Source organism: Enterococcus sp. C63, from assembly GCF_040887215.1.
GTDB lineage: Bacteria > Bacillota > Bacilli > Lactobacillales > Enterococcaceae > Enterococcus_B > Enterococcus_B hirae.
Genome location: NZ_JBFOFI010000006.1, coordinates 187,778 through 213,618 on the forward strand (window position 1 = coordinate 187,778; position 25,841 = coordinate 213,618).

Genomic DNA, 25,841 nt, shown 5'->3' on the forward strand with positions numbered 1-25,841 from the left:
CTGTTTGTCTGTTTTTCAAGTTGATGATACCCTGATAATAGTTAGATAGTTAGATAGTTAGAAATGAGAAATTTAAGGGAGGAATTAAGATGGCAGATTTAAAAGGACGTTCTGAAGATGCAAAAGACAAAGTAGTTGGTAAAGGAAAAGAAGCTTACGGTAAAGCAACAGATGATAAAAGCAAAGAAGCTGAAGGGAAAGCACAATCACTTGGTGCTGATATCAAAGAAAAAGCTCGTAATTTAGGCGATGATATCAAAGAAGGCTTTGAAGATGTCAAAGAAAAATTCTCCAAAAAAGATGATAAAAAATAGTTTCTCCAAAAGAGAAGTTTGGTTAAAACTTTGAGAATGATCCTCTGGTTTTGTCCAAAGCGAGTTCTTAAGGAAGATTGATTGTAAAAGACGATAGATTTGGTTTATTGTGTTTTGCACCTCTTATAGTTAGTAAACGAACTTTTGAGGTGCGCCACGATACCAATTCTACCGTCTTTTTTTAGTATGCGTTCCAGCAAATCTATCGATGTACTCTCTCGAATTATGATAAGTATAATTATAAGTCAATGAACTTAATAGAGCTTTGAAGTGATTGGTAGTAAGAAAGCTTTTATTGAGATCGAAAATCCTACTATAGTTATTCCTAAAAATATGGTAAAATAGACGGAGTATGTTTGTAACAGAAGAACGGATAAAAGTAGACAGTTTGTTAAATTGAGACTGTTTTAATCAACGACTTGAGGCAAGATTGGTTGTGCTTTATAAAACCAGGCTTTTTTTCTTGAAAATAGCAGATGCTAGCGATTTATCTAATTTGTTGTATAATGATGGGGAGTAGTCGAATCCATTGCTTTCGACTTTTGTGTTAAAAATAATCGATTCATCGCTTTAATGAAACTTATTCAAAAATGGCAGAAGATAAACAAGAGGACTGTCAATCAGCTGCTTTTTCTTGCTAAGCAATAGAAGAAGTCAGCTAAAATTTTGTGAGTTGCTCATTGAGATGAATCATCTATTTAGTTAAAGAAGAGAATCGATGTCTTTAAACTTGGACATCATAAGAAGAGGTGAAATTTGTGAGTACCATTAAAATTATCCCTTTAGGCGGCGTACGTGAAAATGGAAAAAATATGTACATCGCTGAAGTGGGAGAAGATATTTTTGTTTTAGACTGTGGTTTAAAATATCCTGAAAACGAATTGTTAGGTATTGATGTAGTCATTCCTGACTTTACGTATCTGGAAGAAAACATTGATCGGGTAGCGGGAGTCTTTTTGACACATGGACATGCAGATGCGATCGGAGCGTTACCTTATTTACTTTCTAAGCTCTCTGTACCAGTATTTGGAACCGAGTTAACGATCGAGCTTGCTAAATTGAGTGTGGGACGAAATGATGCAGCGAAAGGGTTCAAAGATTTCCATGTAGTCGATGAACACACGGAGATTGATTTTGGCGAGACGATCGTCAGCTTTTTCCGAACCACCCACACGATTCCAGACTCAGTCGGGATCAACTTGAAAACCAAAGAGGGCAGTATCGTTTACACAGGCGATTTTAAATTCGATCAGACAGCTATTCCAATGTATCAAACTGATTATGCTCGTTTGGCAGAAATCGGTAAAGAAGGCGTATTGGCATTACTTAGTGAATCAGCGAACGCTGAAAACTCAGTTCCTGTAGCATCAGAGCTACAGATTGCGGATGAAGTCTTCGATACGATCAAGTATTGGGAAGGTAGAATCATCGTTGCTTGTGTGGCAAGTAATCTACAGCGGGTTCAACAAGTCTTGGATGCAGCCGAAAAGGCACAAAGAAAAGTAGTATTGACAGGGCAAGATTTTGAACGGATCATCCGAACAGCAATGCGTCTGGAAAAACTACAACTTCCGAGTGAAGATTTGCTTGTGACCTTGAAGGACATGAAGAAATACAAACCAGAAGAAATCATCATTTTAGAAACTGGACGGATGGGTGAACCAATTAAGTCATTGCAAAAAATGGCCAATAAAACCCACCGTAATATCAAAATCGAAGAAGGCGACTTAGTCTATATCACAACTACTCCAAGTATTGCGATGGAAACGATGGTAGCTAAAACAGAAGATATCATTTATCGTGCAGGTGGTACGGTCAAATTGATCTCTGAGAACATGCGAGTGTCTGGACATGCGAACCCTAACGATCTTCAGTTGATGCTTAATTTGATGAGACCAACTTATTTTATTCCTGTTCAAGGTGAATATCGTGAATTAGCTGCTCATGCTGATTTAGCTCATGCCGTCGGGATCCCTTACAAAAACATTTACATCACAGGACGTGGTGATGTGTTGGAATATAAAAATAAACGGATGAGTGTCGCTGGAACGATCAGTGCTGAAAATGTGATGATCGATGGTTTAGGAATTGGTGATATTGGTAATATTGTGTTACGTGACCGTAAAATCTTGTCAGAAGATGGTATTTTTGTAGCTGTAGTTACTATTAGTCGCCGTGAAAAGAAAATTGTCTCAAAACCACAAATCACATCTCGCGGTTTCGTTTATGTCAAAGCTAGTCGTGATTTGATGAAAGAAAGTGGGACGATGATCGAAGAAATCGTGGAAAAACACTTGGAAAGTAACGACTTTGAATGGAGTAAATTAAAACAAGACATTCGAGATCAATTAGGACGCTACCTATTTGAACAAACAAAACGTCGTCCAGTGATTTTACCAGTGATCATGGAAGCAACACAACGTAGAGGCAAAAAATAATTGAAACAATAATGGTGTGGAAAAGGTCGTAATCTTTTAAAGAGGCGACTTTTCCATACCATTTTTTGTATCAGTTGAACCAAAGTTCTTGCTCGTTCTTTTTTTTCTATTTTTTTGTAAAATAAAAGAGATGGAAATGGAAGGAAGATAGTAGATGAAAACAAAAGTAGAAGAATATTTAGAAAAAGAAAGAATTTCTTACGAAGCTCTGACATTTAATCAGACAGAATTGAATGATTTTCAAAAAATACTCAAGCGAAAACAGATTGATCAAAACAGTGTTTGTAAAACATTAGTTTTGAAAGGGGATAAAACAGGTGTAATCATTGCCGTTGTTCCATTGTCGGAACATTTAGATTACAAAAAAACCAGGAAAATTTCTGGTGATCACAAAGTCGGTTTTCCCGGAATGGATTTTGTGATGGCATCTACTGGTTATCCACATGGTGCAAATACACCGATCGGCATTTATCGTAAACACCCAGATTATCTTTTTTTAGTTGATGCATCTTTCAAAGAAAAACAAATGTTGGTCATGTCAAGTGGCGAAATTGGCAGAAGCATTAAGATCGCTAGAACAGACTTCGAAAAAATAGTTCCTTTTACGTATGCAGAGTTAGTGGAGTAGCGTACTTAGAGTGGTTTGAGCTGATTTGCCACTTGGTACAAACTGTATTATCTGTTACAATGATTACGTATGTACTGTACTATTATTTAGGATTATTCTCTAAATGAAATCGGTTTATTTAATGTATGAAAGAAAGTAAAAGGAGTGAGAAAAGTGAAAATTACTTATCACGGACATTCATGTGTGTCGATCGAAATGAAAAATGGTGAACGCTTGATTATCGACCCGTTTATTACAGGCAATCCGTTAACAGATTTAACAGTGGATAAGGTAGAAGTAGACTGGGTTTTAGTTACTCATGGGCACAACGATCATGTAGGAGACATGGTGCCGATTGCTAAACAAAATGATGCAACGATTATCAGCATTGTTGAGATTACAAATTATGCGGAACAGTTAGGTGCCAAAGGACATGGGATGAATATTGGTGGAAAATATGAATTTCCATTTGGGATCGTAAAATTTGTTCCTGCTCAGCACAGCTCAAGTTATGAGGTAGCTGGCACACCGCTTTATATGGGCGAACCTAGTGGGATTGTGATCCAAGCGGAAGGAAAAACGATCTATCACGCAGGAGATACCGCTGATTTTAGTGATTTGGCTTTACTTGCCGAACAATTTACCATTGACGTTGCCTTTTTACCAATTGGTGATAATTTTACAATGGGACCAGAAGATGCAGCGAGAGCAGCAAAACGGATTGGCGCTAAGCTAGTCGTTCCTATCCATTACAATACATTTCCTGTTATCCAACAAGACCCTCAACTATTTATTGAGAAGTTGGCAGGGAACGAAGGAAAAATAATGAGCGTTTCTGAAACGCTGGAAGTGTAGGTTAAAGATATGGCGACGAAACATGACTTGATTTTAGAATATATCGAAAGCTTACCGGTTGGAAATCGTATTTCAGTCAGAAGTATAGCAAAAGAATTAAACGTAAGTGAAGGAACGGCCTATCGTGCCATCAAGGATGCTGAAAATATCGGATTAGTTTCAACGATCCAACGTGTCGGAACAATCCGGATTGAGCGGAAATTGAAAAAACATATTGAACGACTGACGTTTGGGGAAGTCGTCAGGATCATTGAAGGAGATGTATTGGGAGGCGCAACAGGATTAGACAAAGTATTGAATAAATTTGTGATCGGTGCGATGACGAAACATGCGATGGAACGCTATATCACACCAGGATCACTGATGATCGTCGGTAACCGCTCGGAAGTTCAAAAATTAGCTTTAGAAGATGGAGCCGCCGTGCTGATTACTGGTGGATTTGACACTACCCCCGAGATTGCTCGCTTAGCAGACGAATTAGCGATGCCGATTCTTCGTACGACTTATGATACCTTTACCGTAGCAACGATGATCAACCGTGCTTTGAGTGATCAATTGATTAAAAAAGACATTATGCTTGTCAGTGATATCTATATGTCAGCAGAAAAGACACACTACCTGCTACAAACAGATACGATCGCCGATTATCAAAAACTATCAGAGGAAACGCACCATTCACGATTTCCAGTAGTGAACCGTCACATGCGCTTGATGGGAATTATTACTGCTAAAGATGTACTTGGTAAAGCAGATACACAAGTAATTGAGCGGGTCATGACAAAAGACCCGATCAGTGTGAAAAAAACCATGAGTGTTGCTTCTGTTAGCCATCAAATGATCTGGGATGGTTTAGAAGTCATGCCAGTCGTTTCGGATGATTTGACACTTGAAGGGCTGATTACTCGGCAAGATGTGATGAAAGCCATGCAGTTAGTTCAGCGACAACCGCAAATTGCAGATACGATCTCTGACCAAATCTCAGGAGGAATCCAAACGATCGATCGAGACCGAGACGGGAATCTTTTGGCAAATCCAAAGTTTAAATTTATGGTTACCCCTCAAATGGTCAATGGGGTCGGTACGATTTCATTTGGTGTATTAAGTGAGATCCTTTCTGATGTTGCACAAAAAACCATGGTATTAAATCAACGCAGAAATATCATGATCGAACAGATGAGTCTCCATTATCTACGTTTAATCCAACTTGAAAGCGAATTGGATATTCGTCCGAGAGTGCTTGAAATTGGTCGGAGATCAGCCAAACTAGACATTGAAGTATATATCGAAAATACGATCGTTTCCAAGGCAATCGTTGTTTGCCAAGTAATGGAACGTTCATAGAAAGCAGGGAAATAATGACTGTCCAATCTGAAATTTTAGCAGAAATAAAAACATATGATCGAATCATCATCCATCGACATCAACGTCCTGACCCAGATGCTTTAGGTTCTCAAGTAGGTTTAGCAGAGATTTTAAGAGCAACGTTTCCTCAAAAAGAAATTTACCAAGTCGGGGAAACTGTGGAGGGCTTGCGCTTTTTAGCAGAAATGCAAATAGTTGATGATCAAGTGTATGAAGGAGCTTTGGTCATCGTCACTGATACAGCAAATGCACCTAGAATCAGTGATGATCGTTTTAAGTTAGGTGAGAAATTGATAAAAATTGATCATCATCCAAATGATGAACCGTATGGTGATCTAGTCTGGGTCGATACGAAAGCCAGCAGTTGTAGTGAGATGATTACGGAGTTTGCCCTCATGTTTCCAAATGAGTTAACGTTGAATACCAGTGCAGCGCGTTTGCTTTATGCTGGGATTGTAGGAGATACAGGACGCTTCCTATATCCAGCTACAACCGCCAGGACGTTGGAAATTGCAGCAGATTTAAGACGTTATCCTTTTGATGCCAGTGCATTGAATCGTGAAATTGAACAAATGCCGATGAAAGTTGCTAAACTTTCAGGTTATTTATACCAAAATATCCAGGTTGATGAAAATGGCGCAGGAAAAGTGATTTTATCACAAGAACTCCTTTCGCAATACGGAATTGATGATTCTGAAACAGCAGCTGTTGTTTCCTTGCCTGGTGTCATTGATGAGGTATTAGCTTGGGGAATCTTTGTGCAACAACCTGAAGGATATTACCGTGTACGGTTACGTTCGAAAGGCCCGATCATTAATGAATTAGCGAAAAAGCATCATGGTGGTGGCCACCCGCTTGCAAGTGGTGCAAGTGCGAAAGATTTAGCGGAAGTGGCAGAAATTTATGACGAAATCAAAGAGATTTGTCATGCGTATCAAAGATAGTAACTATTTTAGAAGAGAGAGGTGTTCGTTGTAAAAATGATTTTTACTAAACTTTGTTTTAAAAATCACAAGTCTCTCTTTTCAAAAGACACGTTATCCGTTACAATAATGCTCAACGCTATTTTTAAAGGAGAAAGAAGATGACATTACCAAACTGCCCACAATGTGGCTCTGAATACACTTACGAAGATCGAGGATTATTTATTTGTCCTGAATGTGCAAATGAATGGACAAATGAAGAACAGGACCAAGTAGATGGCTTGATCGTTCTTGATGCTAATGGTAATCCTTTGGCAGAAGGCGATAGTGTGACAGTGATCAAAGATTTAAAAGTGAAAGGTGCATCTGGTGCCATCAAACAAGGAACAAAAGTGAAAAATATTCGTCTAGTGGAAGGCGACCATAACATTGATTGTAAAGTCGATGGATTTGGACCGATGAAATTAAAATCAGAATTTGTTAAAAAGCTCTAATACACTCAAGGTATTTTCACCTTCTTTTTAGATCACTCATGGTAAAATAAGTTAAAATAAAAAGGAGTGGATTTATCATGTATGGATATGGCATGTATGGCTTTTTTGATCCTACATTTTTGTTAGTGATCATCGGATTAGTTATTTCCGGTATTGCCTCAGCTTATGTGAACAGTACTTTTCGTAAATATGACAAAATCAGAAGTAAGAATAACGTGACGGGTACTCAAGCAGCGCAATACATTTTACAAAGTCAACAAATTAATGATGTCGGTGTCCAACAAATTGCAGGAGATTTGACCGATAATTATAATTCAGGAAATAAAATGTTGAGCTTATCACAAGCAACGGCACAGTCTACTTCGGTAGCTGCAATTGGTGTTGCTGCCCATGAATGTGGGCATGCGGTACAAGATGCTGTTGGTTATGCGCCACTAAAGATTCGTGCCGCACTGGTTCCAGTGGCTAATTTTGGTTCGATGATTTCATTTCCATTGATTTTGATTGGTGTTTTACTGAGCTGGAATGATACATTGATCAACATCGGTATTTTTGCTTTTTCACTTGCGCTTTTGTTTCAGCTAGTTACATTACCAGTCGAATTTAATGCATCCAGACGAGCCATTCAAATTCTAAGCGAAGGTGGTCTTCTGACAGCAGAAGAAGTACCAATGGCTAGACACGTACTCTTTGCCGCAGCATTGACATACGTAGCTGCAGCACTTGCCACTTTCTTACAATTGCTTCGTTTGATCTTATTATTCGGTGGTAATCGTAGAGACTAGTACATGGGACATTATTAAGGTCCTTACTAGCAATGAAAAATCGTAAGTAATTATCGTTAAACCGCTTTGACCTGGTTCAAACGTGAAGAGTTGAATAAGATAGGTTTATCTATCAAGATAATAGTTAAGTATAGGACAACAGGTTGTCCTATACTTTTTTGGCTTGTTTCAGCTATTTTCCAGCTTAAGGAAACAAAAGGATTATTTTTGGTGGAGTCTTTGTATCAGATGGAATAAATGGAGCCAAAGTTCATCTTCACGTTCAGGGTCAAGATAAAAGATATCTGCCGTTTGTTGTTGGGTATCGAACCAATCAGTGACGATTAAATCAGCTTCTTCAGGGTTTTCGGTGATTTGTAAAAACTGATGATTAAAAATATTTTTTAATAATTTTTCGATGTGGTAGTTTCCCGAAAAGACCTTGCTTATCTGTAGATGTATCGCTAATTTTTTATTTTCTTCCGATTTTAAAAGTGTATAGATCAGGCGACTAAGATGTTCGTGCAGTAAATTTTGGCTTGGTTGAGAAGTAAACGTGTCAGCGATGATCATTTGTATTTTTTTTAATCGTTGATCCGAGGCATCGATTTTCATATTTTCAGAAGGATAATAAAGTGCATGGAAGTAATCGATTTTTTCTTGGAATAAAAAAATAAACGTCGTCAGCATCATAATCAAATAATGGTAATAATATTTCTTTTCACCAGCAGATATCGAAGGGAATGACTCAGCTATTTTTTTGATCAGAAAAGAAACTTGTCGATAAAGCGAATGATTACTTTTAGAAAACTCATAGCCAAAGAGTGTTTTTTGTTGTTCGGGAATGAGGTTAGGAAAAAAATAGCAAAGTAAAAAATTAAAGTATAGTACTTCATTTTGGACAAGACTTTCAGGCAAGGATTGGGACAATTGTTTTTTCAATTCGCCGCTAAAATCTTTTGTAGAAGTTAAAATTTTCATTGTTTCATAGCTTTCTAAGAGGCTAGCATCTGGTAATTGATGATGAGCAGATCGCATTAAAAAGATTGCCACTAATAAGTAAACTTTTTCTTGTATCTTTGATGTTTTCTTGGTCATCAAAAGCTCATTGGATAAATGAGTATGCTTTACTTGGGAAAGTTTCATATTTGTCAAAGGCCAATCAATCCCCTGAAAAGCATCAGAAAAAAAGAAATACATATAAATTCTAATCGATAATTCATCGCCTTTCAAAATGTAACAATTTTGGCGAGAGATGATTTGCAGATGGAACTTTTTAAGTGATTTGTTTAATTGATTAGTTAGTTTTTCTAAATAAGAAGGAGATATGTACAACTTTTCCAATAATATTTTTTTTGAAACACGGCTGTGTGGCGAATCAAAAAGTAACAATAAAAAATTAAAACGATTTGATTCGCGTAGGAAAAACAATTTTATATAATGAAAGATCGCCATTTTTTCATCTTTATGTTGTGAATCTAATTTCAATTCGCCTTTGGCAGTTGAGTAAATGAATCTAGGGATACTTAGTTGTTGAAAAATAGTCCCGTTTAATTTGCGGATGATTTCTTTGATCGTTCTCTTAGGGATTGATAGAACCTGAGATAATTCACGTAAGGAACATTTATTGGTTTGAACAATGGTATAGAATACTAACAATTCTTTCTTTTTTGCGTCCGTTAACATAAGTGGCTCCTTTTCCTTTTATTTTTTGTCCATGGGAGGACATAAACTGTGAGTGGAAAGAGTTTTTAATGTATGTTATTCTCACATAGTAGTAGTTGTTGTATGTACATGTTGTTATTTAAATGGTATATAACAATCGTTTATTCTATTGTTGTTTTTTTCGCTCATTTTGTCAAGTTATAACAGATTAAATAATCAATTTATATAACAAAAACATTGTTATTTAGCTGATTTTGTTATGTTGGGTTTTGAGTACTGAAGAAAGTTATTAATAAAATAAGCTTCTTGTTGAAATTGTACCTAAATATATTTTTTTGATGTTATGTTGTTATTTTTAATGGGGGGTTAGTACTGTCCTCTAAATAATAATGCCTTTAATTTAGAGATGACTAAAAATAATGTCTTTTTAAAAAAAATGATCAAAAGTGAGAAAGGAAGAATTGTATGAGTAGAGTAACAAATTTTAGCAAAGAGTATTTACTCTTTAAAAGTATGGTATATGCTGAAGAAAATGGCTTATCAAAGATAACAGCTAGGAGTTTAGCTTCTTTTTGTGGCTGTTCCACTTATCCGATTTATGCCCACTTTAAATCAATACGTATATTAAAAGAAAAAATACTTGAAGAAATAACGATCTGTTTTGATCTCTATTTATCAGAATATGTCATTGATGATTTCTTCAGTATCGTCCATCTACTAAAAGAGTTCTTTTCAATCCATGAAAGCATTCGTGGAGTAGTGATTAAGTCTGAGTTAGATATGGCTTCCTTATTTAAACGTGCGTTTTCAGAATATGTCAAAGAACATACTGGGATCAAAGAGCCTTACTTATTAGAATTACTTTGGCTCAATGCATTAGGCAGTTTGAACTCAGATCGATCTTCTCATGAATTTTTTGAAACAATGACATTGATTTGGAATAAATTGGCTGAGTTGGAAGAGAACTTGCCTGAAGTATTAACAAATATTGAATATTCCCCTAAGTAAATGGATGAAACGATGCTGAAGCGTCCTTTCATATAGATGATCAGAAAAATTGGTGGTAGCGTTTTATCTTTCGGCGATATTGAAAGTGAAAAAGGGTAAATAGTTCGTTTATCTTTTTATCTATGCTATGATTAATATAGATAAAAGGAGCTGATAATGATGAAAACATCAACAAAAGTAACAATTGGATTAGGTGTCGCAGCAGCAGCAAGCGTAACGACAGCAGTAGTTGTTTCGGGAAAAGTCATTGAAAAAATCCATCATTTGACGAACCGGGCAAAAGTAAAAAAGTTCGTTAATGAGACATTTGATGGAAACGAAAAGCTACTAGATATCGTTGAACATTTATCGGATAGTGATTTAGATTCTTTGATGGGAATCCTGGCGAAGATCAAGTCAGGCAAAAAGAAAATTTCTGTCTACGGAGATTCTCTAAAAGGATCAACGGAAGATGTGAAAGACCGTTTACTCCATTACGTTGATAAAATCATGTGATGCAACAAAAAAAGTAAAGTTAAAAGTACAAAAAGAGCGAAAGTATTAGAAAATGGGACAAACCTTATTGGTTTGTCTCATGAACGAATACTTTCGCTTTTTGTGTTCAATGTGTTTGTTCTTGCAGTAAGAGCAAATGACAAAACAGTAAATCATTTGCTTCTTTTAAGTTGAACCCAGTTTGTTCTTGGAATTTTTCGATTTTGTATTTCAATGTATTTCGATGAAGAAAGAGTGATTTAGCTGTCGAACTAATATTACCTAAATTTTTCCATAACACTGAAATGATCTCTTCCATTTCTGTCCGTTTGACCATCTCCTGATAACTTGCAATTAACTGATTGTTGTTCATTGTTCCTTTCGTATAATGATGTAAAGCCACCTCCGATAATGAGATTGCGCCACCATGTAAAGCAAAGTGCTTTTTTTCTTCAAAAAATATTTTCCGCTCTTCAAAAAACAGTTCTGAAAAATTGGGAGAAGGCAAATGAAATGAGCCAATAAATACTTGGGTAGTAATTTCAAAGTCTGCATCTAATGAAAGAAAAATACCTCTTAGCTCAGAAATTTCTAGATAACTAGGATATTTTTTTTCAATCAGTACAGCATCGGTTTCTGTATAAAAGAAAAAATCTTCTAAGTGGAAAAACATTTCACCGATTGTTTCTTGCCATTGGCGCTTAAGAAATTCTCCTCTTGGATCAATGTGAAATTGAATCATGCGAAAGCTTTCTTCTGCTACTAGCGGTTTATTTTCAAATAGATAATGATACCACGGATGATTCTCTTCGACAGTAGCTACAGGGAATAACGCTTTCAAAAGATTTGTTTCTTGTGTCGAAATCGTCGATTGATCGATCCATAAAAAATAATCATCAATTGCTAAAGAGAGAATTCCTTTATCGGAAGCAGGGGAATTTTTTTTCTGTGCATTAGGATAAAGTGTTATCAGTTTTGTCAAGTCCATCAAAGTCACCTCATGTTTTATTTTACCATAAGACAAAAAGCTAGTTACAACCTTTTTGACTTATGCTAAAGTTAAGCAAGAAAACGAAAAGTAGGGGATCGATTGGAAATGAAGGAAATCGATAATGAAAAACATGAAAAATGGATGCGTTTAGCCATTGAAGAAGCTCAGAAAGCCCAACAATTAGCGGAAGTACCAATTGGGGCTATTGTTGTTTTAAATGATGAAATAATTGGAAGAGGCTATAATTTAAGAGAAACCACGCAAGACGCAACCACGCATGCGGAAATGATTGCGATCCGTGAAGCTTGTCAAAATGTTGGAAGTTGGCGTTTAGAAGAAGCCCAATTATATGTGACGCTCGAGCCTTGTCCTATGTGTAGCGGTGCGATGATTTTATCTCGAGTCAAAGAAGTATACTTCGGTGCTTATGATCCAAAGGGCGGAACAGCGGGAACATTAATGAATTTGTTGACAGATGAACGCTTTAACCACCAATCCCATGTAGTAGGAGGCGTTTTGGAAACGGAATGTGGCCAACTTTTAACGGATTTTTTTAGAGAGTTGCGCTTAAGAAAAAAGAAATTAAAAAAAGGCTAGCCAAATAAAAAAAAATCAGGTATACTATTATTTGCCGAAAGGCTAGGACAATGGCGGGCTTGTGAAGCGTGTCAGATCTGGAAGGAAGCAGCACTAAGCAGGATCCGCCATGTGTCTGATTAAAACGAATCTTAAAAGCGTGATAGGTGGTACTTTACTACTTGTTACGTTTTTTTTGTCTAATGAACCAGAGCCTCTTTAGTTTTTTAGGTACTTTATTTGTATTTTATAGAGAAGTAAATAGCTATAGAGAGTATAATTGTTATTGGTAGAAAGATACAGTTTCATACCAATGACCTAAAAATAAATAATCGAAAGAGGTACATATTGATGGTATTAACGTATCCAGCTGTTTTTTATTTAATGACCGATGATAAAGAACCATACTATTTTATACATTTTCCTGATATTGATGGAAACGGAACACAAGCAAATGATATAAACGACGGTATGCAGATGGCTAGTGACTATCTTGGGCTACAATTGTCTTATTATATTGAGGAAGAAAATAAATTGCCGTCTAGCTCAAGTGTAAACAATATTAATGTAGAAAACTATTTCCCTTTTGAGCAGACGAATACATACAATAAAGAGGATTCATTTGTCACGCTTGTTTCAGTTAATATAAAAGAGTATCTGGACATGGAAAAGAGAGAACGTAAAAATGTGTCTATTCCTAAGTGGGCAGATAAATTAGGCAAAGAATTGAAGATCAATTTTTCTGAAACATTGACACATGCGATTTTAAAGAAAGCAGAAGAAGTAAAAAATAATTAAAATAAATGACAAGAAAAAAGCCTGGAATAAAATTTAACTTTAGTCCAAAATATGGATTTTACAAATATTCACAACGAATATTTTGTAAAATTCTTTTTTTGAATAAGCAGAGAACTTGATAAAATGACAGCTCTAAATTTAATAGTGAACGAATAAATTGACTTAAGAACAGTGAAAAGTTGAAAGAATCATTTGAGTGATTTTGCTCAAATGATTCTTTTTTTTGTCACAAATTTTATTATTTTCCAACATATCTAAATGGAAACAAAAATCTTTAGCAAAGTAGTGAAAGGAAGGTCTGACAATGTAAAAAGAAGAATAGTGTATCAAACAAATGATGAAAGCTAAAAGCAAGGGACTCAAAACTGCAAACTAATGTCTGTTATGGAGGGCATTTCTTTCGCAGTCATTACGTTTAAAAGGAGGTGTTAGTATGACGGCATTAACGAAAGTCTTTACTAGTGATCAAGCATTAATTCACAGTTTTTTTCTAGTGGTTCTATTAGATCTCATAACAGGTTGGCTCAAAGCAAAAGTCAATCATGTTTGGTATTCAACGCTAAGTTGGCGAGGACTTTGGAAAAAACTCAGTCATTTTGTGTTATTGATCCTGACGGGAGTCGTTGATTTTGTGTTGATCCAAAACGGCGTTCATTTTGAATTTACGTTAGTAAAGGTTTTTACGACTTGCCTGATTTTCACTGAGATTGGGAGCATTTTGACCAATATTGCTGAGTCAGAAGTAACGACTTATTTTGAGGGGATTTTAAAATCAATTCAAGACAAAATGAAACCAAAACAATAACGAAACAGAGAACGATTAGGAAGGATCAAAGTGAATTTACCGAGATACTACGTGATAATGACTTTTTTATTTACTAACAAAGCAACCTAGGCACAGCTTTTTAGAAAAAAGTGAAAGATTTTATTTTTTCTGTCACAAATCACTAAAATAGCTCACATATCTATGTGATTCGAATCAAATGATCAAAATAATTTTATAGGAGGATGAAAGATAACAGTAAGTAATAAACTGTGTACATTTAAAGGCGCAACTAATATGAAAAAATGATTGAAAGTAAGGAGCGAACAACTATTATGGGACAATTTGAAACAGCAAAAACAATTTGGGATTACTTGGTCAGTCAAGGTTGGTCAAAAACCGCAGTTGCTGGATTATTAGGGAACATGCAATCAGAAAGTGGCATTATTGCCGACCGATGGGAGAGCGACATTGTCGGAAATATGTCTGGTGGATACGGACTAGTGCAATGGACACCAGCATCTAAATATATCAATTGGGCAAATGCGAATGGATTAAATTACAAAGACGTCATTTCTCAATGCAAACGTATTGAGTGGGAGGTAGCAAACAATCAACAATTTTATAATATATCTATGACGTTTCAACAATTTAAGACAAGTAACAAATCTCCAGAAGAACTGGCGAATATTTTCATTCAATATTATGAAAGACCGGCAAATGCAAACCAACCAGCAAGAGCGCAACAAGCTAGATACTGGTACCAACAATTAAACCGAACAAAAGTCGTGGATTGGTTCAATAAACATCGTGGACAGATAACCTATTCCATGACTGGCTCAAGAAACGGTACAGATGGAACGGCAGATTGTTCTGGAAGTATTACTCAAGCAGTCAAAGACAGCTCTGGAATTCCTTATAGCTATTTATATAATACGGTTACCCTTGGTGGTTATCTCCAAAGATGTGGTTATATATTAGTTTTAGTCGGAAATTCAAACGCTTCCAATCTCTCTCAGCTGAAAGATGAGGATATTGTTTTACTTTCTGGTGGGTTCTCGATGGCTGATTCAGGTGGTGCGATTGGACATACAGGTGTGATTACTGGTGGTGGTAAAAACATCACTTCAACTTGTTACTATACGCAAGGAGAAAAAAATACTGCGATTCAAGAATTACGTTTTGATAAAAATTATATCGTTGCAAATGGGTTTCATTATTATGAAGTTTGGCGTTTTTCTGGCGGTTTTAATCAATCAAGTTCAACAGGAATGACTAATGACCCAACGCCACCTTCATTTTCGACAAATGTTCATTATAGTTTACGAGTGTTGGGGGGAGCTTGGTTAGGAGAAATCACTAACTTTAACAATTCAGATTCTAATGGTTTTTCAGGATTACCGAATCATCAACACGATATGCTATACATCAAGGTTGATAAAGGAACATTACGTTATCGAGTACACACGATGACAAGCGGTTGGTTAGATTGGGTTAGTAAAGGTGATCCAAATGACATGGTCAATGGATGTGCAGGGAATCCTGGAGAAGCGATTGATGGTGTACAAATTTATTACACAACACCTGCTGGAGAAACTTATTCACAAGCATATTACCGTTCACAAACGACCGCTCGTGCTGACTGGTTACAAACTTGTTGCGATGATGGAACATCGATCGTCGGTTATGATGGTTGGACGGGGATGTTTGGCGAACCGCTAGACCGTCTGCAAATCGGGATTGCGAAATCCAATCCTTTATTTACTTATTCACCAGGGGTAAATAATGGGGGAAGTTTTTCTACCAATGTTCACTATGGGTTACGTGTTTTGGGCGGAAGTTGGTTAGGAGAAATTACCAATTTCAATGATGTAGATTCCAATGGTTTTTCAGGATTGCCAAATAATCAACATGACATGCTTTATATCAAAGTAGATGCGGGAACGATTCGTTATCGAGTCCATACAGTAAAAAGTGGTTGGTTAGATTGGGTCAGCAAAGGTGATCCAAATGATATGGTCAATGGATGTGCAGGAAATCCTGGTGAAGCCATCGATGGTGTGCAACTTTACTATACAACACCTACAGGTAAGACATTATCGCAAGCCTACTACCGTTCTCAAACGACCGCCCGAGCTGGTTGGCTAGGAGTATGTTGTGATGATGGCACCTCTATCGCTGGCTATGATGGCTGGGCAGGAATGTTTGGCGAACCATTGGATCGTCTACAAATCGGGATAGCTGCATCTAATCAATTTTTTGATTAAAAAAACTTCAATTAGTTGTCTGAAAAGAGAAAAATGAGAAACTGATTGCTACTTGATTACTACTTGATTATTACTGAAGAAGTAGTGATAGAAGAGTTAGTTTTAAGAAATAAGCCGAAGAATTCCGACATTCGTCCTGCGTATATTGGAAATTCTACGGCTTATTTCTGTCGATTTGATTGAAAGTTAGCTGACGAATGAATGGGCAATGCCAATAGAATTATGTCTATTGATCATGTTTTGCTGTAACGTATTTTTTCATTACTTTTCTACCCTAAATCGCTAGTTAGGGATAGACTGATTATTAGCTTAATCCGATATTATCCACAAGGCTAACGTTTAGAATGGGGTCTATTCACAGCGGAGGAATTTGATTTTCTTTAAAATCTTTCAAAGTGAACAAAGAAAAAGCCTATGGTATGATAAAGAAAAGTGAGGCGAAAGAATAAGATGGAAAAAATAGTTCTATTACATACGAATGATTTACACTCGCATCTAGAAAACTGGCCTAAAATCAGAAGGTTTATTGAGCAAAAAAAGCGTGAAAACGAAAAAAAAGAAAATACCACGACCATCACTGTTGATTTAGGTGACTTTGTTGATCGCTGGCACCCGCTATCAGAAGCAACCGATGGACAAGCCAATGTTGAACTAATGAATAACGTAGGCTATGATGCTGTGACGATAGGTAATAATGAAGGCGTGGGTAATGCCAAGGATCAATTGAATCATCTTTATGATCAGGCAAACTTTGATATTTTATTGGATAATTTGTTTGATAAACATCTGTTGCAACCGCCGAAATGGGCAAAAAAGTATAAGATCATTGAAACTCCTCAACAGACTAAAATCGGCTTACTGGCTTTGACGGCTCCTTTTCCCTTAACATATAGTCCAAATGGTTGGGATATCAGAAACCCTTATGATATTTTACCTGAATTGGTGGAAGAACTAAGACCAAAAGTAGACATCTTGGTATTGATGAGCCATCTAGGTATCCAAGACGATCGTCAGATTGCCCAAGAACTTCCGTCAATCGATGTAATCTTAGGCTCACATACGCATCATTTGCTGATTGATGGTCAAATCGTTAATGGTGTTCAGCTTGCAGCAGCGGGAAAATATGGACAATACGTTGGAGAGGTTCACCTCACCGTTGATGAGCATAAAAACATCATCCAAAAATCAGCTCGGGCTATCCCAACAGAAACGATGACGACGTTTATTGAAGATGAGCAGGAAAGCCAAGATTATTTAACTAAAGGGCACGAACTATTAGCGGCAAAAAAAGTAGCCAAGTTACCTTATGATTTATCAGTAGATATTTTTGCAGAACATTCTTTTATCTATGAGGCGTTAGAAGCAGTCAAGTATCGTGGGCAAACACAAGGCGCAATGCTAAATAGTGGGTTGTTTTTAACTGGATTACCAGCAGGGTTGATCAATCAGGATCAACTGCATACGGCATTACCTCATCCAATGCATTTACTGAATGTCACACTTAAAGGAAGTGATTTGATTCGATTGGTATTAGAAATCGAAAAAAATCGTGCCTTTTTACGCAATTACCCAATCAGAGGTATGGGATTTCGGGGAAAAATTTTTGGACAAGTGGTTTATAGTGGGATCTCTTATGATGCAGTGAATCATCAAGTTCACTGGCTGAATCAGCCGATAGATAACGAGCGTCGATATACATTTACAACAGTGGATCATTTTATGTTTGTACCTTTCTTTCCAACGATTGAGATTGCTGGTGAAAATGAATTTTTATTTCCGGAATTTATTCGTAGCGTAGTAGGGGAATACTTAAATGCTCACTATCCAATAAAATAAAAACAAGGTATAATAGGAACGATAGGTGGTGAAAGCATGTCGGCAAAACAAAAAGAGCAACACGCCGTTGAAGCTAAAACAAAAGAAAAACAGACAGCGAAAAATGTCGAGGACCATACGGTGACAGAAGAAATCACCGCCGTGTTAGAAGAAATTATCGAAGAACCCAAACCGGAGAAAGTAAAAGGAGAAATCATTACTTTCATCGATGAGAAGAATTTTTTGATTGGCGAACAGCACTATCGCCTAGTAAAGGATCATCGAGAGGGGTTCAATCCAGAAAAACTTGGCGAAAGATATAGTGAAGTCTTGTCGCGTTATGACTATATCGTTGGTGACTGGGGCTATGAACAATTAAGATTAAAAGGATTTTTCCGAGTAGATAACAGACGTGCTCATCCCGACCAACGAATTGATGCTTTGGAAGATTATTTGTATGAGTATTGTAATTTTGGTTGCGCTTATTTTGTGATTGAACAAATCGGAGGTAAGAAGGAAAAAAATACTCCTCGCCGAAGAAAAAAGAAAAATCAAAACCAACATCGTGCGTACATTGATGAGAAAAAAGGACCCGTTTCTTCAAATCACAAAAAACCGGTCATCAAAAAAAGAAAAACAGAACAAAAAAAGACTGAAAAAACATCAACTAAACCAAAAGCCAACACTAATTTTACGATAAGACAAAGGGAAGAGTAAAGATGGATTATAAAGGATATTTGATTGATTTAGATGGAACGATTTATCGGGGGACTGAACCTATACCTGCTGGGAAACGTTTTGTGGAGGCTCTTCAGGCAAAAAAACAGCCTTTTCTGTTTGTTACGAATAACACCACAAAAAGTCCACAGGCAGTAGCAAATCGCTTGGCAGATGAATTTGATATACACGTTAGCCCAGAAACTGTTTATACAGCTTCTTTAGCAACGATCGATTTTATGCACGCTGCCGGGAAAGGAAACACGTTTTATGCCATAGGTGAAGCTGGTTTGATCGATTTGATTTTAGAAGCAGGATTTGTCTGGGACGAAGAAAATCCCGATTATGTAGTAGTCGGTCTAGATAATTATCTGACGTATGAAAAAGTAGTCAAAGCGACTCTTGCGATCCAAAAAGGGGCAACATTTATTGGAACAAATCCAGATAAAAATATTCCAACTGAGCGTGGGTTGCTGCCAGGTGCAGGATCGGTTATTTCGTTTGTGGAAACAGCTACGCAGACGCCACCAATTTATATTGGCAAACCAGAAGCGATCATTATGGATAAGGCGGTAGAAAAATTAGGTTTAATGAAAGCAGATGTCATCATGGTTGGAGACAACTATGAAACAGACATCCAAGCAGGGATTCGAAATGGGATTGATACGTTGTTGGTGCTCTCAGGATTTACGAAAGCTGAGGATGTACCTTTATTACCGGTACCTGCTACACACGTTCTCCGTTCGTTAGATGAGTGGAGTTTCTAGAATGAGAAAAACAAAATGGGTGTGGGGAGAATATGCTGGTTTGGTTTGTCTATTCTTCATGCTGATCAGTCTGGCGATCGCGATAACAATCAATTTTCGCTTTCTCTACGAACTAGACATCAAATATCTCAACATATTGGATCATACTACGCTTGATCAAGAAACTTTATTGAAAAATTTTGATCAATTAATGGCTTATTTAAATAATCCTTTTCAGAAGGAATTAAGTTTGCAAAATTTTCCTATTTCTGCAAGCGGGGCACATCATTTTTATGAAGTCAAAAAACTTTTTTTACTTAACTATTTTGTGCTGCTGTTGACGTTGATACCTAGTATCTACTATCTCTTTTATCTGAAACGTCATAAGCGTTTTTGGCGTTTAGTTCAACCGTTTAAGATTGGAATGCTCGTACCGATTGTTTTTGGTTTTTTTATGTTGGTAGGATTTGATCGCTTTTTTATCTTGTTCCATGAAACATTTTTTAACAACGACGATTGGCTGTTTGATCCGACAACCGATCCAATCATTAACGTCTTACCAGAACAATTTTTTATGCATAGTTTTATTTTATTTTTTATTTTAATTGAACTCTTTTTTGCTTTTTTTGTGATCATTGGAAAAAGAGAGCTAAAAAGAAGTTAAAATCAAACATAGAATAGAACAAATCATAATGCCTATTTTGTTTCAACAGAATAAAAAAAGCCCGAGACAAGGAGATTGTCTCGGGTTTTTGCTTTAAACGGTGTTCAAAGAGCTGTCCTTCGGTATTAAGTCAAAAAATCTCAAAACATGAAAAGCTGTTTCGAGATTTTCATCCTTAATACTCAGGACAAGTCGCTCTTTTCACAACCTCTGATTCACGGTGTTCAAGAAGCAACTCCTCAGCAATAAGCGATGATTTTCTAAAATATGAGAAGCTATTTTAAAAAATCCTCTCTTATTCGCTCGGAGCTGATCGCTTCTTTCACAACCTCTTATTGAGTCAAACGACTGCGTTTTTCTGGCTCTTGGTGAGCAAGACGACTGGCAGCAGAGGCAGCGATTGCACCCACGATGTCATCCAAGAAAGTATGCACATTTTTTCCGTCATGGCTATTTAATTTTTGTAAAATACCAGGCTTTACTTTATCGATATAGCCATAATTAGTGAAACCGATTGTCCCATAGACATTTACAATTGATAAGGCTAGTATTTCATCGATCCCATACAGTCCTTCATCATCTTCAATGATATGTTGGAGCGGTGACATCAATTTATTTTCTTCTGCTAAAATATCTAATTGAACCCCAGTTATGATCGCGTTATGGACTTCACGTTTGGTTAAGACAGCGTGAACACTTTGGATACAATCTGCTAAAGTAAGATCAGTAATGTAATCTTTTTGTAAAAACATCACTAGCTCAGCAATGTCTTCAAGGGTTACTCCACGCTCATTGAGCAATTCACGTGCTTTTTCTTCTAGCATTTCAGTTTTGATAACCATTTTCTTCCTCCTTTTGCTTCTGTGAATCAACTATATTGTTAGCCTACCAAATAAAAAAGCAAGAAACAAATGTTGTCTCCTCTGCTTTGGACAAAATGGTCAAAAATCATACAAGCTATCCTATTTCGGAGGAACTTTTTTATCATATAAACTGGTGCTATGTCCAGGTTGTGTGCGTTCTTTAGGGTTAATAAAGTGTAATGCATTATTGACAGCTGTAGGTGCTTCGCCAAATCCAGTAGCGATCAATTTTACTTTTCCTTTGTAAGAACAGATATCGCCAGCAGCATAAACGCCTGGTATCGAGGTTGACATATCTGAGTTTACTGAAATTGCATTTCTGGTACTTTCAAGTCCCCATGTTGAAAGATGTTCTAGATTTGAGGTGAACCCATAATTAACAATCAATGAATCAATCAGCAATTCAATTGTTTCCTCGCTTTTTACCTGTTTTAAGCGAACAGCGGTCAATTCCCCATTTTCTCCAGATAATTCATCAATGAGATAGGGAGTTAAAAGATTGACTGATGAAGCTTTCAATAAGTTTACACTATGCTCATGAGCTCTAAATTCTGGCCGGCGATGGATAAGATAAACTTCACTCGCAATCGGTTCTAGCATCAACGCCCAATCAATTGCTGAATCACCACCACCTGCAATTGCTACTTTTTTACCAGCATATTTCATTAAATCGTTCACAAAATAATCGAGACCGTGATGCTCATAAGTTGTTGCTTCTGGTACATTTAATTTTCTAGGTTGAAAAGAACCGCTTCCTAAAGTCAAAATGACTGCTTTTGAATAGTGGATTCCTTTAGTAGTTGTGATCTCAATTATTTCATCTTCTTTAGTAATAGAAAGAACTTCCTCATTCAAATGAAAAGAGTGATTGAATGTGGTTAACTGTTTTTCCAGATTTGCTACTAAGTCACTGGCTTTCACGGCGGGATAGCCGGGAATATCATAAATATATTTTTCTGGGTAAAGCGTTGCTAATTGCCCACCTAGTTGAGGTAAACTGTCAATGATCTTAGTTTTTGCTTGACGCATACCTGCGTAAAACGCTGCAAACATCCCTACTGGTCCTGCACCGATAATTGTAATATCATAGATTTCCATAGAAAACTTCCTCCTCATACCCACACTATAGCAGAATTTAATTGAGAATACTTCTCAAACAAATGATTTATTTCTAATTCTTAAGGAGGTTGGGGCAGAAGCGAAAACGATCTCTCGTGAAATCTACTGATTCACATATTTAAAAATACTCGTGGATTATTTTTTAAGTCAGAGAAACGCAGAAAAGTATCTATCATTTGATAAAAAGTATATAATCATTTTTACATAAGGATGAGTCTTTTTGTTTTCTTAAGTTTCATGTAACAGCGAATAGAGAGAATATGTTATTATTACCAATGAAGGAATAATTTTTAGGAGGAAAAAGATATGGTATTCCCACAATTAAGCTTAGAAAATGAAAAAGGACCAAAGGCAGTAATAAAAACAAACCGTGGTGACATTACGGTCCAATTATTCCCAGAATTAGCGCCTAAAACAGTTAAAAATTTTATTGAACTTGCTAAAAAAGGATATTACGACGGAGTAATTTTCCACCGTGTCATCCCTGATTTTATGATTCAAGGTGGCGATCCAACTGGTACAGGTATGGGTGGCGAAAGCATCTATGGTGAAAGTTTTGAAGATGAATTTAGTCGTGAGTTGTTCAACTTACGTGGGGCGTTATCGATGGCTAACTCTGGACCAAATACAAACGGTAGCCAGTTCTTTATCGTGAATAATGAAAATGTACCAGCGAATATGCTAGATCAATTAGAAGGTGCAGGCTTCCCGGCTGAAATCATCGAAGCATACAAAGGTGGTGGGACACCTTGGCTAGATTTCCGTCATACTGTATTTGGTCATGTGATTGATGGCATGACTACCGTAGATGAAATTGCTAACGTACAACGTGGTCCACAAGATCGTCCAGTACATGATGTAGTGATCGAGAAAGTTGAAGTATCAGAATAATCACTCGCAATAGTAAGACATTTTAATTATTAACTAATCACAAAATAAACCAACTGGTTTCAATCATTGACCCAGTTGGTTTATTTTATTTCTAATTAGAATAGAACCTCGTTTAAAAGTCGTCAAAAGTGCTTTTGTTTTTTATGTGAAGGCTTTTTTTATCCGCATCAATCCATCTAGTAGTGTTTCTTCCGGACAAGCTAAATTCAATCGCATATGAGCATGACCGGCAGGACCAAATGAGATGCCAGGATTTAAAACAACTTTTCCTTTGGTAATCAATGTTTGTTCTAGCAACTCGTCATTCGCTTCATAAGCAGAAAAATCTAACCACATCAAATACGTTCCTTCAATCGTCATCACACCTAGTTGAGGTAAATGTTTTTCAAAAAAAGAAGTGGCAGTGGCCGCGTTTTTTTCTATATAAGGAAGCAGTTGACTAAGCCATTCTCTACCCGTTTCGTAAGCAGCTTGTGTGCCGATTAGACCAAAAGTATTTATATCTTGTTGCTGATTCATTAGTAACCGCTGTTCAAATTGTTCTTTTAATTTAGGATTTTTTATAAACACCATTGAGTTTTTAATCGCTGCTAAATTAAAGGTCTTGGTTGCCGAAGTAAACGTGATTAAAGACTGACTTAGGGTTTCATCAATCGTTAACATCGAGTTAAAATGGTTCGTTGAAAAAACTAAGTCTTGATGAATTTCATCACTAAAAAGCAGCACTTTGTGTTTCAAACATAGTTCGCTTAGTTGTGATAATTCTTCTTTAGTCCAAACACGCCCCCCTGGATTGTGGGGATTACAAAGGATTACCACTTTTACTTGTTGTTCAACGATCTTTTTTTCCATATCTTGAAAGTCCATCATGAATTTATTGTTTTGTTCAATTAATTGACTCCGTATAAGCTGACGGTGATTACTCTCGACGATTGCAGAAAAAGGTGGGTAAACGGGGTCATGGATCAACACACTGTCACCTGGTTCAGTAAAAGTTTGAATTGCAACAGCTAAACTAGATAAAACACCGCTAGTAAAGACAATGTGTTCTTTTGTTAAAGATACCTGATGCTGTTGTTTTTCCCAATTGATGACTGCGTGATATAATTTTTCTGAAACGGTAGAGTAACCAAAAAGACCTTGAGAAACATAATTTTCAAAAGCTTTTTTTACTCCAACAGGTGATAAAAAATCCATGTCTGCAACCCATAAAGGCAATAAGTCGTCTCTTTGATAGGTTTCTTTAATTGAATCCCATTTTACGCTATCGGTATGTCTTCTTGAAACTTTCTTGTCAAATTCACTCATCTAAAGGACCCCTTTTTCTATTGAGTATTTTCAAAACTTCTTTTTTTAAATCATTTACAGTATAATGATAAATGCAAAGAGAGGGAAGTACATGACATATAAAATTGGACAAATAATTAAAGGAAAAATAACTGGAATACAGCCTTATGGTGCATTTGTGTCTTTAGACGAGGAAACACAAGGCTTGATTCACGTATCAGAAGTACAATCAGGTTACACGAAAAGTATTCACACATTGTTAAAAGTTGGTCAACCAGTAACTGTTCAAATCATTGATATTGATGAATATTCAAAAAAAATTAGTTTGTCGTTACGTACGTTGGAGAAGAAGAGCCCTGTTATTCCTTATCGAAGGAAAAGATACTTTACGAATAAAAATAAAAAGATCGGGTTTGCCACGATTGCGGAACAACTACCAAAATGGGTGGACGAAGCACTAGAAGAACTAGAACAGAAAGAAAATAAGAAATAAAAAGTGTATTTTTTCTGAAAATGTGCTAGAATTTTTATGTAAACCACAGAACAAGTTGATCGAGGTGGAAATTTTGGCAAGCAAAAAAGTAGCTGGTACAATCATGTTGCATTTGGAGGATGGATCAAAAAAATTTTTAGTCCATTCAATTGATGACAAGCTGGAGTTTGCATTAGCAGAGCTTTCAGAAGAAAAGACGGGGTTAGCAAACATACTTAGCTTTTTAAAAGAAATCGTTCATATTGATGTTAGCAAAATTAATTTGATGGAGTTGACCAATACACATATTAATCACGAAAATGTTCCATTGTTTGTTTTTGAAACTGAGCAAAAAAGTCAAAGTGAAGACTTAGGTAAAGGCTATCTTTGGGAAGACCCAGATCAAATGCGCTCTGTCCTTGGCACTTACGAAGTGGAAGGAGTTCCTTTCTTTTAATGTAGAATTAGACACCAAAAGAAACTTGAAAAAAATTCAAGTTTCTTTTTTTATGGTAACCGGCCCTCTTTAAAGGATGAAACGTTCAGTTTATCATGGATTATATTCGATAATGCAAACTTTTTTATGCTTCTTTTGAAGTAAAAGCGAATGATGATCTTTTGCTTGAATATTCTTTTGAAAAATTAAGTGAAAATGTTTGTTGACGTACCTTGGTTTACGTGATAAATTTATTAACGTTGATTTAAGAAACAGCGTAATGAAACTTTCTAAAAAAATAGCAGAAAAGTTCTTGACGTTTCTAAAAACACATGATAAGATAACTAAGTCGTTAAAAACGACAGCTTACGAAGCTTGATTCTATCGAGAAAAACTTCAAAAAAGTTGTTGACAAATAACAAACGACGAGTTATGATAAATGAGTTGCTGAAACACTTCTGAAAAACGAAGTTAAAAAACTTTTAAAAAAGAGTTGACAAACAAACGTCACTCTGATATGATATAAAAGTTG

The 25,841-nt window shown here is 36.4% G+C and carries 25 protein-coding genes, 1 other RNA gene and 2 pseudogenes; 23 read left to right on the forward strand and 5 right to left on the reverse strand.

Translation table 11 applies throughout. The annotated features are described in order from the left end of the window. Positions 1–89: 89 nt before the first annotated feature. From AB3H90_RS10445 to AB3H90_RS10480, 8 genes are all read left to right on the forward strand, one after another. Positions 90–314, forward strand: coding sequence for a CsbD family protein (locus AB3H90_RS10445; protein ID WP_010720743.1), 225 nt, complete (start codon positions 90–92; stop codon positions 312–314). A 758-nt stretch (positions 315–1,072) separates the two neighbouring features. After that, entirely contained in the window at positions 1,073–2,752 is a 1,680-nt protein-coding gene (locus AB3H90_RS10450) for a ribonuclease J (RefSeq protein WP_010720742.1), read from the forward strand. A gap of 154 nt (positions 2,753–2,906) precedes the next feature. Next, a complete protein-coding gene (locus tag AB3H90_RS10455; protein ID WP_096708778.1) occupies positions 2,907–3,380 on the forward strand; it encodes a YbaK/EbsC family protein in 474 nt (157 codons plus the stop codon). Between the two features lie 153 nt (positions 3,381–3,533). Beyond that, the gene (locus AB3H90_RS10460) at positions 3,534–4,214 is read left to right on the forward strand and encodes a metal-dependent hydrolase (RefSeq protein ID WP_010720740.1); all 681 of its coding nucleotides are present in this window, start codon (positions 3,534–3,536) and stop codon (positions 4,212–4,214) included. Between the two features lie 9 nt (positions 4,215–4,223). Next, the gene (locus AB3H90_RS10465; protein WP_010737191.1) at positions 4,224–5,555 is read left to right on the forward strand and encodes a DRTGG domain-containing protein; all 1,332 of its coding nucleotides are present in this window, start codon (positions 4,224–4,226) and stop codon (positions 5,553–5,555) included. Between the two features lie 14 nt (positions 5,556–5,569). Continuing rightward, the gene (locus AB3H90_RS10470; RefSeq protein ID WP_010720738.1) at positions 5,570–6,520 is read left to right on the forward strand and encodes a bifunctional oligoribonuclease/PAP phosphatase NrnA; all 951 of its coding nucleotides are present in this window, start codon (positions 5,570–5,572) and stop codon (positions 6,518–6,520) included. A gap of 140 nt (positions 6,521–6,660) precedes the next feature. Next, a complete protein-coding gene (locus AB3H90_RS10475) occupies positions 6,661–6,993 on the forward strand; it encodes a zinc ribbon domain-containing protein YjdM (RefSeq protein ID WP_010720737.1) in 333 nt (110 codons plus the stop codon). A gap of 77 nt (positions 6,994–7,070) precedes the next feature. Next, on the forward strand, positions 7,071–7,778 hold the full coding sequence (locus tag AB3H90_RS10480) for a zinc metallopeptidase (protein ID WP_010720736.1): 708 nt from the start codon (positions 7,071–7,073) through the stop codon (positions 7,776–7,778). A 201-nt stretch (positions 7,779–7,979) separates the two neighbouring features. On the opposite strand, the gene AB3H90_RS10485 is transcribed toward AB3H90_RS10480, so the two are convergent. Continuing rightward, positions 7,980–9,443: a helix-turn-helix domain-containing protein gene (locus AB3H90_RS10485; protein WP_368016687.1), complete on the reverse strand. Its 1,464-nt coding sequence runs from the start codon at positions 9,441–9,443 to the stop codon at positions 7,980–7,982. Between the two features lie 444 nt (positions 9,444–9,887). On the opposite strand from AB3H90_RS10485, the gene AB3H90_RS10490 reads away from it, so the two are divergent. Together AB3H90_RS10490 and AB3H90_RS10495 are read left to right on the forward strand one after the other, a co-directional pair. Continuing rightward, positions 9,888–10,430 (forward strand): TetR/AcrR family transcriptional regulator, encoded by a 543-nt coding sequence (locus tag AB3H90_RS10490; protein ID WP_368016688.1) that lies wholly within the window; start codon positions 9,888–9,890, stop codon positions 10,428–10,430. Positions 10,431–10,589: 159 nt separating this feature from the next. Further along, on the forward strand, positions 10,590–10,925 hold the full coding sequence (locus AB3H90_RS10495; protein WP_368016689.1) for a hypothetical protein: 336 nt from the start codon (positions 10,590–10,592) through the stop codon (positions 10,923–10,925). A gap of 106 nt (positions 10,926–11,031) precedes the next feature. Here AB3H90_RS10495 and AB3H90_RS10500 read toward each other — a convergent pair whose 3' ends face one another. Next, positions 11,032–11,892 (reverse strand): helix-turn-helix domain-containing protein, encoded by an 861-nt coding sequence (locus tag AB3H90_RS10500; protein WP_368016690.1) that lies wholly within the window; start codon positions 11,890–11,892, stop codon positions 11,032–11,034. Between the two features lie 108 nt (positions 11,893–12,000). Between AB3H90_RS10500 and tadA the strand changes: the two genes are divergently transcribed. The 10 genes and pseudogenes from tadA (at position 12,001) to AB3H90_RS10550 (ending at position 20,241) form a co-directional block, all read left to right on the forward strand. After that, on the forward strand, positions 12,001–12,492 hold the full coding sequence (gene tadA / locus AB3H90_RS10505; RefSeq protein ID WP_249509796.1) for a tRNA adenosine(34) deaminase TadA: 492 nt from the start codon (positions 12,001–12,003) through the stop codon (positions 12,490–12,492). Positions 12,493–12,532: 40 nt separating this feature from the next. Then, an RNA gene (ffs, locus tag AB3H90_RS10510) (signal recognition particle sRNA small type) lies at positions 12,533–12,617 on the forward strand. A gap of 205 nt (positions 12,618–12,822) precedes the next feature. Beyond that, entirely contained in the window at positions 12,823–13,269 is a 447-nt protein-coding gene (locus AB3H90_RS10515) for a type II toxin-antitoxin system HicB family antitoxin (RefSeq protein WP_010720730.1), read from the forward strand. Between the two features lie 433 nt (positions 13,270–13,702). Further along, complete coding sequence (locus tag AB3H90_RS10520) at positions 13,703–14,074, forward strand: phage holin family protein (RefSeq protein ID WP_368016691.1); 372 nt, start codon at positions 13,703–13,705, stop codon at positions 14,072–14,074. 293 nt (positions 14,075–14,367) lie between these two features. Then, positions 14,368–15,171: pseudogene (locus AB3H90_RS10525) on the forward strand (phage tail tip lysozyme); the annotation flags it as partial. 660 nt (positions 15,172–15,831) lie between these two features. Further along, positions 15,832–16,299, forward strand: a pseudogene (locus AB3H90_RS10530) (hypothetical protein); the annotation flags it as partial. A gap of 450 nt (positions 16,300–16,749) precedes the next feature. Further along, on the forward strand, positions 16,750–18,135 hold the full coding sequence (locus AB3H90_RS10535) for a bifunctional metallophosphatase/5'-nucleotidase (protein ID WP_240273616.1): 1,386 nt from the start codon (positions 16,750–16,752) through the stop codon (positions 18,133–18,135). 36 nt (positions 18,136–18,171) lie between these two features. Then, positions 18,172–18,831 carry a YutD family protein gene (locus tag AB3H90_RS10540; RefSeq protein ID WP_010720726.1) on the forward strand — a complete coding sequence of 220 codons (660 nt, stop codon included), beginning with the start codon at positions 18,172–18,174 and terminating at the stop codon, positions 18,829–18,831. A gap of 2 nt (positions 18,832–18,833) precedes the next feature. Beyond that, the gene (locus tag AB3H90_RS10545) at positions 18,834–19,598 is read left to right on the forward strand and encodes a TIGR01457 family HAD-type hydrolase (protein WP_368016692.1); all 765 of its coding nucleotides are present in this window, start codon (positions 18,834–18,836) and stop codon (positions 19,596–19,598) included. Between the two features lies 1 nt (position 19,599). Then, positions 19,600–20,241, forward strand: coding sequence for a TIGR01906 family membrane protein (locus AB3H90_RS10550; RefSeq protein ID WP_034700571.1), 642 nt, complete (start codon positions 19,600–19,602; stop codon positions 20,239–20,241). A 332-nt stretch (positions 20,242–20,573) separates the two neighbouring features. Here the strand turns inward: AB3H90_RS10550 and AB3H90_RS10555 are convergent, their stop codons facing one another. Together AB3H90_RS10555 and AB3H90_RS10560 are read right to left on the reverse strand one after the other, a co-directional pair. Continuing rightward, positions 20,574–21,083: a phosphatidylglycerophosphatase A gene (locus tag AB3H90_RS10555; RefSeq protein ID WP_368016693.1), complete on the reverse strand. Its 510-nt coding sequence runs from the start codon at positions 21,081–21,083 to the stop codon at positions 20,574–20,576. 120 nt (positions 21,084–21,203) lie between these two features. After that, positions 21,204–22,202, reverse strand: a complete 999-nt coding sequence (locus AB3H90_RS10560) for an NAD(P)/FAD-dependent oxidoreductase (protein ID WP_368016694.1) — start codon at positions 22,200–22,202, stop codon at positions 21,204–21,206. Positions 22,203–22,529: 327 nt separating this feature from the next. Here AB3H90_RS10560 and AB3H90_RS10565 point away from each other — a divergent pair, with 327 nt between their 5' ends. Continuing rightward, positions 22,530–23,114, forward strand: a complete 585-nt coding sequence (locus tag AB3H90_RS10565; protein ID WP_010720721.1) for a peptidylprolyl isomerase — start codon at positions 22,530–22,532, stop codon at positions 23,112–23,114. A 141-nt stretch (positions 23,115–23,255) separates the two neighbouring features. Here the strand turns inward: AB3H90_RS10565 and AB3H90_RS10570 are convergent, their stop codons facing one another. Continuing rightward, positions 23,256–24,422: a MalY/PatB family protein gene (locus AB3H90_RS10570; RefSeq protein ID WP_010737204.1), complete on the reverse strand. Its 1,167-nt coding sequence runs from the start codon at positions 24,420–24,422 to the stop codon at positions 23,256–23,258. Between the two features lie 91 nt (positions 24,423–24,513). Here AB3H90_RS10570 and AB3H90_RS10575 point away from each other — a divergent pair, with 91 nt between their 5' ends. Both AB3H90_RS10575 and AB3H90_RS10580 read left to right on the forward strand, forming a co-directional pair. Beyond that, a complete protein-coding gene (locus AB3H90_RS10575) occupies positions 24,514–24,894 on the forward strand; it encodes a CvfD/Ygs/GSP13 family RNA-binding post-transcriptional regulator (RefSeq protein ID WP_010720719.1) in 381 nt (126 codons plus the stop codon). Positions 24,895–24,967: 73 nt separating this feature from the next. Beyond that, positions 24,968–25,330: a hypothetical protein gene (locus AB3H90_RS10580; protein ID WP_010720718.1), complete on the forward strand. Its 363-nt coding sequence runs from the start codon at positions 24,968–24,970 to the stop codon at positions 25,328–25,330. Positions 25,331–25,841 lie beyond the last annotated feature (511 nt).

Coding starts and splice junctions, on each gene's coding strand:
- AB3H90_RS10445 (WP_010720743.1), top strand. CDS start 90: ATGGCAGATTTAAAAGGACGTTCTGAAGATGCAAAAGACAAAGTAGTT.
- AB3H90_RS10455 (WP_096708778.1), top strand. CDS start 2,907: ATGAAAACAAAAGTAGAAGAATATTTAGAAAAAGAAAGAATTTCTTAC.
- AB3H90_RS10465 (WP_010737191.1), top strand. CDS start 4,224: ATGGCGACGAAACATGACTTGATTTTAGAATATATCGAAAGCTTACCG.
- AB3H90_RS10470 (WP_010720738.1), top strand. CDS start 5,570: ATGACTGTCCAATCTGAAATTTTAGCAGAAATAAAAACATATGATCGA.
- AB3H90_RS10475 (WP_010720737.1), top strand. CDS start 6,661: ATGACATTACCAAACTGCCCACAATGTGGCTCTGAATACACTTACGAA.
- AB3H90_RS10480 (WP_010720736.1), top strand. CDS start 7,071: ATGTATGGATATGGCATGTATGGCTTTTTTGATCCTACATTTTTGTTA.
- AB3H90_RS10485 (WP_368016687.1), bottom strand. CDS start 9,443: ATGTTAACGGACGCAAAAAAGAAAGAATTGTTAGTATTCTATACCATT.
- AB3H90_RS10490 (WP_368016688.1), top strand. CDS start 9,888: ATGAGTAGAGTAACAAATTTTAGCAAAGAGTATTTACTCTTTAAAAGT.
- AB3H90_RS10495 (WP_368016689.1), top strand. CDS start 10,590: ATGAAAACATCAACAAAAGTAACAATTGGATTAGGTGTCGCAGCAGCA.
- AB3H90_RS10500 (WP_368016690.1), bottom strand. CDS start 11,892: ATGGACTTGACAAAACTGATAACACTTTATCCTAATGCACAGAAAAAA.
- tadA (WP_249509796.1), top strand. CDS start 12,001: ATGAAGGAAATCGATAATGAAAAACATGAAAAATGGATGCGTTTAGCC.
- AB3H90_RS10515 (WP_010720730.1), top strand. CDS start 12,823: ATGGTATTAACGTATCCAGCTGTTTTTTATTTAATGACCGATGATAAA.
- AB3H90_RS10520 (WP_368016691.1), top strand. CDS start 13,703: ATGACGGCATTAACGAAAGTCTTTACTAGTGATCAAGCATTAATTCAC.
- AB3H90_RS10535 (WP_240273616.1), top strand. CDS start 16,750: ATGGAAAAAATAGTTCTATTACATACGAATGATTTACACTCGCATCTA.
- AB3H90_RS10540 (WP_010720726.1), top strand. CDS start 18,172: ATGTCGGCAAAACAAAAAGAGCAACACGCCGTTGAAGCTAAAACAAAA.
- AB3H90_RS10545 (WP_368016692.1), top strand. CDS start 18,834: ATGGATTATAAAGGATATTTGATTGATTTAGATGGAACGATTTATCGG.
- AB3H90_RS10550 (WP_034700571.1), top strand. CDS start 19,600: ATGAGAAAAACAAAATGGGTGTGGGGAGAATATGCTGGTTTGGTTTGT.
- AB3H90_RS10555 (WP_368016693.1), bottom strand. CDS start 21,083: ATGGTTATCAAAACTGAAATGCTAGAAGAAAAAGCACGTGAATTGCTC.
- AB3H90_RS10560 (WP_368016694.1), bottom strand. CDS start 22,202: ATGGAAATCTATGATATTACAATTATCGGTGCAGGACCAGTAGGGATG.
- AB3H90_RS10565 (WP_010720721.1), top strand. CDS start 22,530: ATGGTATTCCCACAATTAAGCTTAGAAAATGAAAAAGGACCAAAGGCA.
- AB3H90_RS10570 (WP_010737204.1), bottom strand. CDS start 24,422: ATGAGTGAATTTGACAAGAAAGTTTCAAGAAGACATACCGATAGCGTA.
- AB3H90_RS10575 (WP_010720719.1), top strand. CDS start 24,514: ATGACATATAAAATTGGACAAATAATTAAAGGAAAAATAACTGGAATA.